We start from the raw sequence: 14,123 nt of genomic DNA on the forward strand, positions 1-14,123 counted from the left end.
GGCAAGGGCAAGGAAAATCATTTAACCAGCGGCATAATCGGTAAATTGACGCATAAAGGGTGGTTGAAAACCGAGAACAATGTCTTGAGTGGGAACGCCCAGGGCAACCAGTTCCGCTGCGATGTCATCTTCTGTGCCATTCCATTGAATCCAGATTTTGTTGTCTTTAATATCTAAATGAAGGACAGGTCCAAAAACATGGCGTTTGTTATGCCAGCCAATATAGATAAGTTGGTAGTGATCTTGTGTTTGATCAAACAGCGTCTGCGCTTCCACTTCTTGGTCGCTGCCACGGTTTGCTTTTTCTGTTAGCAAGGTTTGAATAAAGGCTCGGTACTGATCTAAATTTGCCATTGCACGATCGCCTCCTGTTCAATGTCATAAACTAAAAGATTGAGTTGACTGTGAAACAACAGACTGAATGAAAGGGAGTTTAAAGAAGTCGTTGTAGGTGTTTTGGGGAACTGCAAGATATAGAATCCGTTCTGGATCTGCGTCTTCTAAGGCATAGCGGTAGTTAATGAATTGACCGATCGCCAAATGAAATTTAGAAATCGTAGAAGCACCAATAAAGCTTTTGATTTCAACGGCTATTTTTTGCCCCTCTTTTTGAGCAGCAATAATTTTTTCTGCTCCCAGGTCAATATACATATCAATCACGCCTCCAATTCGAATATGAAGTGGATCATCTGTAATAATCCACCCATCTTTTTCAAGAGCAATTTTGACGGCATTATGAAATAAATCTCTGGCAGACATTTCTCCTCTTCATTCTCCCACTGCAATTCCTTCTACTCTATTATCTCTTCATTCTCCCACTCCCTCATTTTGCCTCGCCTTAAACTTCATTGCAGCCCAGTCACTGGGAGCTTCAGACACTCTGGCACTGCTCTTCTTAGAGCTTGCTTAACTGCCTCGACATTACCCGCCTCAACGGCTTGTTTCAAATCGCGATCGCGGTGTGCGGCTTGAATTGCAGTTTCTTTATCACGGGAACTGGTATCAAACACTCTTTTTAGATCTTTGAGAATGCCGGAACGGTTGGAAGCAAGCTGATATTGGCGTTCGGTATCGAGCAGCTTTGTCATCAGTTCGAGTTGCATGGAATCACCTTCGCAGAGTTCTTCGAGGAGCTTCCATTCATCAATTCCTAGTGAGTTTTGATTGGAGTTAGGGCGGGGAACGGGCTGAAATTTTGCATCCATTGGTCATGATCAATTTGTGCCAATCATGCGACTGGCAACACTAATGACCTCCGGTGAGTTCTTGATGACGACTGGGCGGCTCCATTCACTACCAGCGATAATGTTGCGGTTATGCAGCAACAGGATCATTCGCTCAACAGCTTGACGAGAAGCGGTTAAGGTCATTTTCACAGGCTCCTCGTGTGGGGAAGATTGAGCAGAATTGGCTTCAGGTGGTTGCCCCGCATCATTCGCAGAATCTCTGTCAATGAACATTACAAATACTCCTAAAACGCAGGAAAGACTGGCACATTAAATTGTCACAGTCCAATTAGTCTTTATATAGGCTACCACAGTCCAATTGGACTGTATACGAAGATGCAAAGCTCTGACACGATTGATCATGCTTGAGGTAAACCGTGTTTAGAGAGTATGGGGAAAGCGGGTAGAGTTCTAAAAACAGTCATGCAGAGCTACGGCATTAGTCAGGGAAAACTAGCCGCAGCGATGGGGATTGGTGCATCTAATGTTTACCGATGGGCCAATGAGATCCGAGATCCCGGATCTGAAACGGTCATGAAAATTTTGGAAGCACTTGAGAACTTAAACCCTGATGCTGCCACAGAATTTAGACAGCTTTATATGAATCCTGATTCAGAGACAGGGACAGAATCAGATTAGGCAATTTTCCAGAATGCGCGATGCCACTGAAGAGAATCAATTCTTGGATTGTAAATCTTCTGGTTTGGCAGAAGAATAGCTTCTCCATCAAAATCTTTTAGTGGTCGTATATCTGTTGGGCTTTCTTCATGGAAGCGCTCGCGTGGAATAATAATTTTGTAATCATCACCAATACCAAACCAACCACGATCAAATGCCCAATGATGATTTTTACAAAGAGCAATTCCATTATCAAAGCGATCGTCGTGAAACTCTGAAAATGGTTTGATATGCGCTCCATCTACAATGTTCTGACTATCTTGGCTAACGATCTTCAAACAGCAAAGGGCACAATGTTGTAGATACAAGGAGACTACGTTACGACGGAATGCAGCATTTCTAACAAATGTCTTATCTTGGTCTTTAATATCTTCTGTTGTGTAAACAGCACCGCCTTTTTCAAATAATCTCAACTGAATATTATCTAGCTCATCAACTTCATAAAGTTTTTCTAGCTGTTGTGTCTTTGCTGGAAACCATGTTGAAACTAGAGTTTCAGCCAAATGAACCCTTGAACTCACATCCTGTAAATACTCAAATAATTCATCATCTACATACGCATATTTAACTGTATTTCGGAGTGCTGATAAACCTTTAATTTTAGTTCTACTTGCAATCGTTGCCTCGAAACCAGGATTAGGCATAAGATGCCAAAATTTATCGCCTGTGAGATGAAAGAAAGGTAAGGAAATATCTGAGCGATGATCAGTGGTTACTAAATTTGACCAGTATTTGAGGAATGTAGCAATTAGCTCAGGAGTTAAATAGATTTGATTATGCTGTATTCTACCTTTGTCAAATTGTTCAATCACAGAGAGTAATAGAGTTGGTTTGTGTGGTGCAACTCCATGGGCGCGATCGACTCCTAGCTTTGTAAACTTTTTAGCGTAGTAGCTTAGGTCTTTCTTCATCGCTAGTTATAAAGCTCCCAATAGCCATCTCTGAGGTACTCTGGCGGATCTCGAAATTCATCGCTTTGCGAAATCTCTTCGACTAACTCAACCTTATCCGGAAACCATCGAGCAACTAACACAGTAACTAAACTACTTCTTAGAATTGGGTCTTGTAGAAATTCAAATAGTTCTTCATCTAAATACGCATATTTAATTGCTTGCTTGACTTCTGCAAAAGTTTTCAACTTCTCTTTAGAAGAGATTAGTTTTATATAACCTGGATTTGCCCATAGATGCCAAAACTTGCCACTTCTCATGTGAAAGAAGGGTCTAGAGATATCAGGATTGTGGTTGAACGAGCCTAGATAACTCCAGTATTTAAGAAATGTTTGAATCAGTTCAGAAGATAAATAAATTTTGTTCTCTGTAATAATTTCTCTTCTAACTTTTTCAATGACGGATAATAACAAAATGGGTTTATGAGGGGCTACACCATGAGCACGATCGAGCCGTAAACGTTGAAACTTTTTTGCATAATAGCTCAATGCTTCAATGTCTCTTATTGCTTTTTTATGTTCATCCTGAGGCATATCAAAATAGTTGATCTAGATCAAAGTCTTCTGTATCATCCTGTTGTTTCTGCTTCTCTAAATACAGGATTAACAGAGTTCGCTCTAAAGGCTCCTTAATTCCATACAACTCCCTACTCAAAATCTCAAGTCCACCATTCGCATACTCTTGAAATATTTCTACTCTTTGAAGATCAGTTTCTGGATCAGAAGCCAGAATTTTGGGATCGTTGGTTTCAGCGATCGCGATCAAATCAATAATCGAACGATCTCGAAACTGCTCTTGCAATACGGCATCAGGATCTTTTCTAGAAAACTTCCCTAAAGGAACTTTTTTCCTGTGTTTGAAGCCTATGGCCGCAGCAAATGTTAAGACATCGGCATAAGTTGAGAATAAGCCCGTTCCGTCTTCTTTAGCTCTCAAAGCTTTGACCATCTCTGCTTTGTCCTGAGATATTTGAACCCTGGCTAAAGGCATCTGTGAATTAAATAGAAGCTATTCAGTTCTTATAACATTAAAAGCTCTCAGGGCTTTGACCAGTTTTGCTTTATCTTTTGCAACCTTGATGCGGATATCTGCCATTTTGAGAGCTGAATGGGTGGATAATTAAGGTGGGGCTGTCTTTAGGATTTCCAGGTTAGGGTGCTGGAGTTACAGCAGATGAGGCGATCGCTTTCAGTAGATAAACTAGGCAATCAGTTCCTTGCGCGATCGTTGCAGGTCACTGATCGCTTCCTGCTTGTAACAGTTGCTCAACCGTTAAGTCAAGTTCAGGAAATAGTGTAGATAGGAGGCGATCGCTTCCCTGGTATTCCACCGACTCATACAGCCCATCAACCAGCGTTAGCACCAACACTCGCTTTTTCATTGGATCAATAATCCAATACTCAGGAATGCCTCGCGCTGCATACTCCGATCGTTTAAACCGATAATCCCGATCCTCATTTTTCTTGCCTGGAGATACAACCTCGATCGCTAATAAGGGAGCAGGCATATCTCCTGTAATCGTGCTGTGTCCTGATGCCAATAGCGATGCCGCCAACTCCTCCCCCAAAACCATTAAATCCGGCATTCGCACTCGACCCGCTACAACAATCTCAATATCCTTGTGTCGTAACCATGTCACTGGCACAAATCGCGCCAACGATACCAGCAGGAATACAGAAATCCTGGCATTGAGGTTGCTTTCGGGCGGCATCTTAATGATTTCTCCATCTACAAACTCTTGCTGCCCTTCATAAATTTCTTCTAATGCTAAATAGTCTGAAATCGTCTGTTTTGTAACAGTCATCCCAAATCCTCCAACTCGCCATCCTTCGTACTCCTTACCCCTCAACCTCCACTCTAACGCCGCTCAACCTCCACAACCTCCGTCCATTCAAACTCATTCGGGCTTTGCCGCACCAGTGGGTAAGTTTCTCCATTTAAGACGATCGCCTCTGGCTCACAGTCAGGCTTTGCCGAGTTAAACACCAACACATATTCCTTGTCGATGTAAGGTTCCATTTCCGTTTCCACCTCACCGCGCCACTGTGTCTTCGTTGCCAACACCACTAACTGATCCGCCAACATGGGAATCAACTTCGCAATCTGCCGCCGATAGTTCTCATCCAGCGTCCCAAAGGGCGAATCCATCACGATTGGAAAACTGCTGCTATCCAGCCCAATCAGCGAATGCTTCTTACTCCAATAGCGCACCCGCTCAATAATGCTGCCAATAAACGACAGACTGAGAATCTGGTTCTCTCCGGTTGAAGGCGCAGCAATACTCTCACCATCGGTTAAATTTTCGACTAGCACCAGTTCATAGTTTTCCGTCAGTTTAGGAACCTGCGTCTTAAAAGACACCTGCCGGAAAATCTCTCGAACCTTCTGTTCCAACACCACCCTAAACTTGCTATCTACCCGCGATCGCACTTGGGTAAGGCGATCGATCGCATCATCTGTCGCCTTCATCTGCCGCTGAATCAGGGCCTGTTGCTTGCTCTTTGCCTTCAGGTCCTTGATCTGCTTGTTCAGATCGCCAATCTCTCCTTCGCACTCCTCAATATCCCGCGCCACATTTTCATCTTCCCGATGCAGGTCAATGATCCTGTCCTCAATCTCCTCCAGGCGTTTTTCCAAACCACTGACATTGACATCTTCGCTGCCCTTCAACTGCTCCCGGATGTCGTCAAGCTGGTTCTCTAACGTCGAAAGATGTCGCCGCAAATTTTCGATGCTGGCTTGCTCTTGCTCCACCTCTGCCCAAAATTCTGGAATTTGTCGCTCAATACTGTTCACCTCACCGCCCATCTGAATCACCGCTTCCTCGACCTGCTGAATCCCAGAGCGATCGAGCCACGATTCTACCTGCTTGCGAGCCTTTGTCCCTTGCTCTAGTTGGGTGCCGCAGATGCACGCCCCATCCTCCAGCAAGTCTTCTACAAACTGTTGCTTAATTCCGGCAGGCAATTCTCCGCGCTGCCGCAATTCATCGGCGAGATTGCGAAACTGGGCGATCGCATCGGTGAGAAACACCATATATCCCCTCGCTGAGATCGTCCGTCGCAGCTTATCTTCACTGCGATCGAGTTGTGCCTGAATTTCCTCCTCCTGTCGCTTCAGATCATCCCGCCGCTCCTGAATTTGCCCAACCTTATCCAGGTCACGTAGCTGCGCGGTTACTTTCTGCTTCTGCTCCTCAAACGCCTCCAGTTCAGATGCAATTTCCTCCCGTCCAGCCTCCAGTTGAGCCTTCTCCTCAATCAGGTCTTCTTTCTCTTTCACCAGTCGCTTTGTTTCTGGATCGCCAAGCTCTGCCAGTTCCTTGTTGAGCGATCGGTAGGCTTCCTTCAAATGGTTAATGGCCCGATCCAGCACCTCCACGCTCAGCAGTGTCCGAATGGCTTTAGAAATCTCTGATTTGTTTTCTGATTTGACAATGCGATCGATCCGCTCTCCATCAAAAAAGAAGTAGCGATGCAAACTCTCTGGCAAAACCTGCCCCACTTTGTCTTCTGGCACCTCTGGAGGCTGAACCAATTTGCCATTGATCTGAAGCGCAAGTTCTCCCCCCTGTTCGATCGGCAACTCACCCGAATGCGACTTCTCGATGTAGCACGATCGTCTAGCACGATAGCGATTGCTGTTATGCTCAAACACAACCTCGACCCAGCAATCAACTCGTTTTCCTGAGGCAGTTTGGGCAATGGCTCGTTTATTAATATGCTGCTCTGGCGAAGCAAATGCCCCTGTATGCTGACCGTATAGCACCCAGGTAAAGGCATTGAGCAGTGTGGTTTTACCTGCCCCGTTATTACCATGAATGACTGTAACACTACGTCCCGGCTGCCCCGCCAGATTAATCTCCACTTCTCCCCAAAACTGACGGAAATTGAACAGCTTCATCGAGACTAGCTTCATTTCACCGCATCCTTAATAATTTGGAGAATATCGGCTTTCACCCTGGGTCTATCCGAGTGTAAGTTCTCTTTCTCCACTCGAATCACCTCCCGAATAATTTTTTCAACTTCAGGGGGCGCAGTCGTAATCGGTTCTTCAATGTCGTTATAATCTGAAGCCATACTTACTTAAAGTTCTAATAATTGATACCTTTCTTGCAGCAGTAGCAGTACTTTTCTAGCCTGTCCGCTATTGACAGCTAAATCGGCGAACTCAACAAACCGCTTCAACTCCTTTCGCAGTAAATTTCGCTCGATACTCCAAGATTCCCGTCCCAAATCAGGAGGTATCACAATCATGTCAAACAACTCAGCCCTTTCTTTGCCTGGACTCGGACGCAGAATCCGCCCCCGTCGCTGGATGAACTGCCGAGGGTTGCTACTACTCGCCAAGATCACAGCAGTTTGAATGGCTGGAATATCCACGCCTTCATCTAAGCAACGAATCGCTACCAATCCCTGTAGGATGCCCTGCATGAATTGGTAGCGCAGTTCTTCCCGCTCCTCCAGGCTAGTTTCGGCTGTGTAAGTTTTAACTCGGTAGCCTAACTCGTCTTGTAGCAAAGCCATAGCCGCTTCAAGTTGACGAATGCTCTCTTCAGTCAATTGGTCCTCAACAGAACCGTCACCACAATAGAACAAGGTATGACTGGTTTGCAGACGCGTGGACATAATTTGGCGCAAAGCATTTAGTTTATTGGCTGCTGCTCCTACAATCCGCGCCCGTTGCATCAGTAGCGCCGTTAGTATCTCGTTGTCATCTGCATCGCCTCCGATCCCAATGGCGCGACCAATGCGACTGGTGAGTTCCTCATATCGCTCAATCTCAGGCTCTGTTAACTCTACTAAAACCGGATAATAAAGATAAGGAACTAACGCTTTAGCAGCGATCGCATCTTTCAAGGTAAACTCTGGCTCCAAAACAGAACCAAAGTATTCAAGCAATCGCTCTGTACCGCGCTCATCAAAGTATCGTTCAGGCGTAGCCGAGAGCGCCAATCGTAGTTTAATTTCTTGGGGCAGGCTTGACTCTAAACGGGTTGCTCCTAAGTTGTGTGCCTCATCCCCAATGATGAACGATCGCTTCGGGAAAAATTGCAGTTGAGACTGGAGGCTGTCTCGCATTAATGTTGCATTCGTTGTAATCACAGTAACAAACTGTTGATTTTCTGAAAGCACTGCTAATAGTTGAGATTGCAGTTCTCCTTGCCAGCTTTTCACCGTTTCAAATGCCAGAATGGGTTGTAAGCCAAACTGACGAGCTTCTTCTGCCCACTGAGTCACCAAATGTCGGTAGGGACAGACGATCAGTAACGCCTGGAGCGGTTTATCTTGCTCAACACTTGTCCGATACAGTTCAGCCGTGATCGCCAGAGCCGTGATCGTCTTGCCACTCCCCGTTGCCATCTTCAACGTGCCTCGTCCCTTGTTGGCAAACCAGTTGGCGATCGCCTGCTGCTGGTAAGGACGTAGCTTTAGCCAAGAGGGGATTTTGGGCACTCCCTTAAGAGGCAAGCCGGAAGTGGAATAGCCACCGCTTGGCTCTGACACTCTGGGTTCTATTAACGGCGGCTCTCTAGGACATAGTCTCAGGAGATTCTGCTGCACCGCTTCTGGAAATTCCAGTACATCCAAGTTTTCAGTCCGGTTATCCCAAAGGCGCTGAAAGTTCTCAACCTTCCGCAAAGCTCTTCTACGGAAGGGCATATCCCACGAGCAGTAAACATCGATACACTCAAAATTCTCAATTAAGGCGCTGTAGCTCTCATTAGCTGATCCCATAAATGTGACGAAATTACCCTCGCTGTCGGAGAAAATCCCTACTTTCTCGTGATAAATCCCCCGGTCACGTATCTTCTTAGGGACAGCAAGCTTAATTTCTAGAAATCCCTTAGCCAGTAGCCAGGCAAGACAAGTCAGGCGATCGTGAACGACTTGGTCAAACTCAGATTCCAACTCCCGCAAGAGGGTATCGGTAATGGCTGCTTCCCGCTGCTTCAGTCCTTGAGCGATCGCGTTTGCATCTTCAGGGGATAGCTGAGGGGATGCAATCAATTGCATTCTTCCCCCAGAACGAATTAAAGCAGTTAAGCCTTTTGCTGCCGCTGCCATTGAGGAACTAGAGAAATAGCCAACTGCTCGTTTATAAACGACCGAGTTTTCGAGACAAGGAGTATAAAAATCTTGAATCAGATCACAGCTATCACTCCGATATTCATCCTGAATCTCTAAATCACTCAGACTCAACGCCAACAGCCCTTCAATATGTTTGCTTTAGTCTAGCCCGTCTGACTCCAAAGCAAAAAGAGCCGTTGTTCAAATCCACCTCTCTCTGCGCGTCGGTGTTCCTGCTCTGCTCGAACGGTTGCAGGATTAATCTGATGTACTGCCATTAACGCATCTATAACTTCCAGCAAATCAGCTAGCTCCTTAGGCAGTTCCTGAGTGTCAGCCTCGGCAACTTCATGTGCTTCCTCAATCAACTTCTGGCGTAGGGCTTGCTGATATTCCTCCTCCGATAGCACCTCTGACGCACATTTTCTTCCTGCTTCCTCAATAATCTCGGGAATGCGATCACGTACCAGCTTGTTATAAACCTTTCTCATCTATCTATAAGTCAATTTAATCGATATGACTGAGAATATCAGTGAACCTGCGCAATAGTTTTATTATCACAGAGAAGCATGGTGGGTTGACGCAAGAGACAACCTTAGCGCCATCCTCTAACCAGTGAAATAAACACAAGAAGTATTGACTGCCTCGATTAGTCCCAAAATGGGTAAAATGTACCCTTTTGTCTCTAAGTTGAATAAGGAACAGTTCGACTACTGTAATTAAATAGAGGCAATCCTTGCGGCAATGGCAAAGCCGTGCTGTAAAGCGCCAGCTATCTATTAACCTTGTAAGCTATCGAAGCCGATAGGAAGTTTACAAAATAGGAACTGGGATACGATTCACAGGCTTAGCATAAACTCGATCGAATCATCTCAGCCGAATTCCCAACCCACTTGGCAAGTTGAATACTGGCAATATCTCCCTCTCGACAAAGGCTACAGAAGGTATGGCGCATTTGATAGGGATTGCGGTATTCAACGCTGGGCAGTACCTCACCATCTGGCAGTAAGGTGTCCTGCGAGAGAGAGGCAAGAACCTTCGTCCAGGCACGAGTCGTGAAATTGTGCCAATCGATAAACTTCCCTTTGGGGCTAGGAAACACCAGGGACTCTGGATGGCAATCCTTTGGCTTAATTGTGGCAATGATTTCTGCGAGTTGAGCATTGACAGGGAAGTTTCTCAGCTTTTGAGTTTTCAGCCCATCCTGAATCACCAGTTTCTTGCCATCGTAGATAAGAACTCGTCGGAAAGTGATGAAATGTTGGCTGATATGCTTCCACTGCAAGGCAAGAGCCTCAGAAGGTCGGCATCCCGTGAAAAATAGGAATTCGACAAGCGAGGCATATTTGCCGTAGTGGCGATCCGCCTTGAAGGCAGTAATGATGCGATTGCGCTCCTCTGTCGTGAAAGGATAGATTTCCTCTTCCTCCTCGCCCTCAGACTTTTCCAACTCAATTTCTGCTGCCATTCCCTGAAAAGGGTTGGAATCGATCAACCCCACCTTTTTCGCCCATTTGCAGCTTGCCGATAGCTGCGTCAGAACTCGTTTTGTAGAATCCGCAGGGACGTTAGCATTCAACCAGTCAAAGGTAGCCTGAGCTTCAGTCAGCCGTTTATAGGGGCACCTACTTATATGATTTGCGACCCATCCATACATCCTGATCGTAAATGCTGACTTTTTGTGCGATCGCACCTCCCTGTAGCGATTCCAAATCTCAGCCAAATCTAGACTCTCAGCAGGGTTAAGAGGAGTCGTGTCATCAGTAGCCGTAGCCGACTGCACCTTATATTTTAGTTGGACTTAGCGTTGGGTTGGCTCAGCCTATAACAGTGGCAGTGGTCAACGGCAGAACCGGAGATGTTCTGACTTATCGAACTCCTCGTACATTACTAGGCGATCGCTACTCTCTCCTCAACCGTCAACGACAACGGCAAAAGCAGAATGCCCTGCAACGTCACAAAAATCAGAAGCGCGGCGTAGCATACCAACCTTCAGAATCAGAACTGGGTCAGTATGTTGATCGCCTACTGGCACAGTCCGTCATTCAACTGGCTCAACAGTATCAAGCGGGCAGCATCGTGATTCCTAGCCTGAAGCATCTTCGAGAATTACTCTCCAGTGAGATCACGGCAAAGGCTGAACAGAAGTGTCCGGGTTCGGTTGAGGCTCAGGACAAATATGCTAAAGAGTTCCGTAGGGCAATCCATCAATGGAGCTATAACAGACTTCTTGAAACGATTTGTTCTAAAGCTAACCAAGTAGGGCTCACAGTCGAGACGGGCTTCCAACCATCAAAGGGAACCGCCCAAGAACAGGCAAAAGATTTGGCGATCGCAACCTACCACTCTCGTGCGATCGCCACAAAATAATCTTGCCTTTGGGTACATTTGAACCTGGACAAGTTAATATTTGAGTCAATAGCGCCGCAGTTCAAGCTTTCTAAGCCGCTGAACTGTGAAAAATGTGGGTCAGTTTGGTCATCGTGAGATGGCTGTGCTTTCCGACCCTGATAACTGTCCGCTCACTGACTGCCATCCTGGTACAAATTTGATCTCGGAATTTGTATGGGGATGGGAAGCTGCATTCGTCGATTCCCTTCTTCCAATGTAGCGTAGGTGCGCGCCCAGCAGAAGTGAGTTAAGCCTCCTTTGAAGGTAGGTACGGGAGCATTATCTCTTCGATTTTTAGATGCAGATGATGTTACTGGAGTGGCAGTTACTGAATCGCCCCGAATCATTGTGGGAGTCCTCCATAATTTTTTGGCAAACCGAAGCGAGGTTCAAAATCCCGAAAGGTTAGCCAAACGTACACAATCCTTCTGAAATCTAATTTCCAAGGTTTTTGTTGCCTACGTTTGACGCTCGTTATTGCAAATAAATGTTGATTGTTGCAAAGAGCAATCGAGCTTTGGCAATTTCCTTTAGGGAAGCAGATGGTACAAGGATTCTAGCGCTGGGAGTCGCAATCGCCCTCTCAGGTATAGGTGGGCTGAAAGTATAACGGAATACTCAGGCAAAGTACCAATTTTCTCGTCGCGATCGCCCTCTCAGGCATGGGTGGCTGAAATTAGGCTTAAGGAAACCACAAACTTTTCCTGTGTTGCGATCGTTTGTGGGTTTATGAATGGAGGACTGAAAGGAGCAGCTGATTTGTAACCAGCAAAAGGTTTATTGAAAAGACAGGAACGACACTAATTTGCGAAAAGATTGAAGTAAAACAAAGGCGACATTAATTTGCGAAATGTGGTAGACTCCAGCAAATTGTCCCGAAAACGACATTAATCTGCAAATTGCGACATTCAGTTCGCGAATGTACACTTGTTTTACTTAAAAGCTGGTGACGGGACTCGAACCTGCGACCGGCTGATTACAAATCAGCTGCTCTACCAACTGAGCTACACCAGCAATTTTGGTATCGTAAAAGTTCCGAAGGGGAGCTTATCAATACAGTTTTACAGTATATCTCACAAGTCGTAGTGTGAACAAGCGAAACGAAATAACCTCAGCAAGTCGGGTAAACTGGCCCGTCGCTTTGTTCTATTCGGTCATTTCCTGCCCTTTGCTCCGAAGCCAGGAAATTTCCTGAGTCTATCTTCTTCCTATCCAGCCATAAGCAACACTGCAATACTCAAACATCCCTTTCTCCGGTCACCTGCTTAGGAGCGTTTTCCAAATCAACCGGAATTCAATGATTCCAGTTACTGTCAACCCTGGTTTCATCAAATTTCTTCTTGATCCGTACCCCAGATCATCAATCAAAAGCTTGCTTCAGGATTTAGCAACTCCGGCAGGCAACATCAGAATTCATTGACTCATTGATTAACTCGATCGCAACAACTTAATTCAGTCAGTTATGTTCCAGCCGATCGATCGCCCTCACCCCATCTGCTGCAATCTTCGCCGCATCATCGCCTTCGGCAGGACGAAGAATCATCACCGGAAGACCGCTCTGGCGCAGCAGAATTTCGGTTTCAGGACTTGGGGGACAGACAAGCACAAAGGGCGATCGATTCCCCTGTTGATAGGCAGAAATCGACTGCACCTGAAGCTGAAAGAAACCGGGCTGGAAGTGGGGATTGAGCGCGCCGTCGTATTCAAATTTGCTGAGCATGAGCTGAAGGGCGCGGATGCAATTGAGCTTCAGTGGAGCATTTGGGAGCGTGCGGGCACGAAAGACGGGAATCAGGGTCGCGAAGGGAATGCGAACGGTGATCCAGGTCTGGGGAATCGTGTCGAAAGAAGCGCAGTGTGCCACGCCGTCCCATTGCGTTTCGCCGCGCAGCATAAACTTATAGCGGTTGCCGTCGCCTTTCAGTTGCAGTTCGATGCCGTCGTAGCTGGAGAGGTCGATCGGCGGTTCCAGGTTGCGCGTTCTGACCGAAGCAAAGCCGCCAGAGTTTGCGGTTGAAACCTGTCCTGAAAATTCTGCTGTGTCGCCATTCAAGCGGATACCGCTCTGACTCACGCCACCCATTACGACATCATCGAGTGCGCCCCAAATTTCCGACAGCTCAGCCTCAGACCGATTCGCCTCAGACCCACTGGCAGACTGCTGGCTGAAATCAAAAATTGGCAAACGCACAGTCGATCGCTGAACTGCCTGAAGCAGGAAACGCACCGTAGGTTCGACCACCTCAGAGTTAGGGGCGCAAATGATTCCTCGAATGTCTGTTAGCAGTTCGGGCGCGGGAGGCTGCTGAAGGTCGAGCGTCACCCACTCCACGTTTTCTCCAATGGGCAGATGCGGATTCGCTGAATCGATCGACCCGGCTCGAATGGGCTTGCCCTGCTGCTGCAAGTGATCAACCACAGCAGTCAACACATCACGGGTTCCGATCGCCAGAATCGTTTGAGGCATCATAGACAGAGCAGGAGCAGTTGGCAGCGAAGTTGGGGTTGGAGAAAGGGTGAGCGATCGGCTATTCACGGTGGGGTCAGGACGACTGCCAAACCACTGCTGAAACCAGTTTATCTGGCTCAAAATGGGCACAACCCCAAAGTAGGACAGCGTTTTCACAAAGCGGTTGAGATCCCAGCTCGGCGATTGACGAGTCATCATCTACCCCCAATAAATGATTGATGCGTGTTACTGATACGTGAAAAATTTGTTTGCCTTTCTACAGCCTAGCGACTTTCCCCGTAAGCGACAGAATCCCAGACAAGAGGGGCATACTCGATCGCAGTTTGCTGTTTGCTGG

15 protein-coding genes, 1 tRNA gene and 1 pseudogene are annotated in these 14,123 nt (G+C 46.5%); 2 read left to right on the forward strand and 15 right to left on the reverse strand.

The annotated features are described in order from the left end of the window. Positions 1-21: 21 nt before the first annotated feature. The 4 genes and pseudogenes from NDI45_RS16405 to NDI45_RS16420 all read right to left on the reverse strand — a co-directional run bounded on the left by NDI45_RS16405 (position 22) and on the right by NDI45_RS16420 (position 1,460). A complete protein-coding gene (locus tag NDI45_RS16405) occupies positions 22-354 on the reverse strand; it encodes a XisI protein (protein ID WP_190794752.1) in 333 nt (110 codons plus the stop codon). Further along, positions 342-759 (reverse strand): annotated as a pseudogene (locus tag NDI45_RS16410) (XisH family protein). The gene NDI45_RS16405 and the pseudogene NDI45_RS16410 overlap by 13 nt, the downstream one beginning before the upstream one ends. Positions 760-845: 86 nt before the next feature. After that, positions 846-1,205: a hypothetical protein gene (locus tag NDI45_RS16415; protein WP_348247966.1), complete on the reverse strand. Its 360-nt coding sequence runs from the start codon at positions 1,203-1,205 to the stop codon at positions 846-848. 9 nt (positions 1,206-1,214) lie between these two features. Beyond that, positions 1,215-1,460 carry a hypothetical protein gene (locus NDI45_RS16420; RefSeq protein ID WP_190794919.1) on the reverse strand — a complete coding sequence of 82 codons (246 nt, stop codon included), beginning with the start codon at positions 1,458-1,460 and terminating at the stop codon, positions 1,215-1,217. A 189-nt stretch (positions 1,461-1,649) separates the two neighbouring features. Between NDI45_RS16420 and NDI45_RS16425 the strand changes: the two genes are divergently transcribed. After that, positions 1,650-1,865: a helix-turn-helix transcriptional regulator gene (locus NDI45_RS16425; protein WP_348247967.1), complete on the forward strand. Its 216-nt coding sequence runs from the start codon at positions 1,650-1,652 to the stop codon at positions 1,863-1,865. Here the strand turns inward: NDI45_RS16425 and NDI45_RS16430 are convergent. From NDI45_RS16430 to NDI45_RS16470, 9 genes are all read right to left on the reverse strand, one after another. Continuing rightward, positions 1,862-2,815, reverse strand: a complete 954-nt coding sequence (locus NDI45_RS16430) for an HNH endonuclease (protein WP_348247968.1) — start codon at positions 2,813-2,815, stop codon at positions 1,862-1,864. The genes NDI45_RS16425 and NDI45_RS16430 overlap by 4 nt on opposite strands. Positions 2,816-2,817: 2 nt before the next feature. Then, on the reverse strand, positions 2,818-3,387 hold the full coding sequence (locus tag NDI45_RS16435; RefSeq protein ID WP_348247969.1) for a hypothetical protein: 570 nt from the start codon (positions 3,385-3,387) through the stop codon (positions 2,818-2,820). A gap of 1 nt (position 3,388) precedes the next feature. Beyond that, the gene (locus NDI45_RS16440; RefSeq protein ID WP_348247970.1) at positions 3,389-3,844 is read right to left on the reverse strand and encodes a DNA phosphorothioation-associated protein 4; all 456 of its coding nucleotides are present in this window, start codon (positions 3,842-3,844) and stop codon (positions 3,389-3,391) included. A 244-nt stretch (positions 3,845-4,088) separates the two neighbouring features. After that, positions 4,089-4,658, reverse strand: coding sequence for a Uma2 family endonuclease (locus NDI45_RS16445; RefSeq protein WP_190791786.1), 570 nt, complete (start codon positions 4,656-4,658; stop codon positions 4,089-4,091). A gap of 53 nt (positions 4,659-4,711) precedes the next feature. Continuing rightward, positions 4,712-6,772, reverse strand: coding sequence for an AAA family ATPase (locus tag NDI45_RS16450; RefSeq protein ID WP_190791785.1), 2,061 nt, complete (start codon positions 6,770-6,772; stop codon positions 4,712-4,714). Next, positions 6,769-6,933: a hypothetical protein gene (locus tag NDI45_RS16455; RefSeq protein WP_190791784.1), complete on the reverse strand. Its 165-nt coding sequence runs from the start codon at positions 6,931-6,933 to the stop codon at positions 6,769-6,771. The genes NDI45_RS16450 and NDI45_RS16455 overlap by 4 nt, the downstream gene beginning before the upstream one ends. A gap of 6 nt (positions 6,934-6,939) precedes the next feature. Then, positions 6,940-9,057, reverse strand: a complete 2,118-nt coding sequence (locus NDI45_RS16460) for a DNA phosphorothioation system restriction enzyme (RefSeq protein WP_348247971.1) — start codon at positions 9,055-9,057, stop codon at positions 6,940-6,942. Positions 9,058-9,089: 32 nt separating this feature from the next. After that, on the reverse strand, positions 9,090-9,416 hold the full coding sequence (locus tag NDI45_RS16465) for a nucleoside triphosphate pyrophosphohydrolase (RefSeq protein ID WP_190791783.1): 327 nt from the start codon (positions 9,414-9,416) through the stop codon (positions 9,090-9,092). Positions 9,417-9,772: 356 nt separating this feature from the next. Beyond that, positions 9,773-10,393: a tyrosine-type recombinase/integrase gene (locus tag NDI45_RS16470; protein WP_199296526.1), complete on the reverse strand. Its 621-nt coding sequence runs from the start codon at positions 10,391-10,393 to the stop codon at positions 9,773-9,775. Positions 10,394-10,713: 320 nt separating this feature from the next. Here NDI45_RS16470 and cas12k point away from each other — a divergent pair, with 320 nt between their 5' ends. Next, positions 10,714-11,295: a type V CRISPR-associated protein Cas12k gene (gene cas12k / locus NDI45_RS16475; RefSeq protein WP_347277868.1), complete on the forward strand. Its 582-nt coding sequence runs from the start codon at positions 10,714-10,716 to the stop codon at positions 11,293-11,295. A 962-nt stretch (positions 11,296-12,257) separates the two neighbouring features. Here cas12k and NDI45_RS16480 read toward each other — a convergent pair. Together NDI45_RS16480 and NDI45_RS16485 are read right to left on the reverse strand one after the other, a co-directional pair. Then, a tRNA-Thr gene (locus NDI45_RS16480) sits at positions 12,258-12,330 on the reverse strand. 442 nt (positions 12,331-12,772) lie between these two features. Then, positions 12,773-13,981 (reverse strand): CIA30 family protein, encoded by a 1,209-nt coding sequence (locus NDI45_RS16485; RefSeq protein ID WP_242067217.1) that lies wholly within the window; start codon positions 13,979-13,981, stop codon positions 12,773-12,775. Positions 13,982-14,123 lie beyond the last annotated feature (142 nt).

It is taken from the genome of Leptolyngbya sp. GB1-A1, from assembly GCF_039962475.1.
In the GTDB taxonomy this organism is placed as follows: Bacteria; Cyanobacteriota; Cyanobacteriia; order Elainellales; family Elainellaceae; genus Leptolyngbya_A.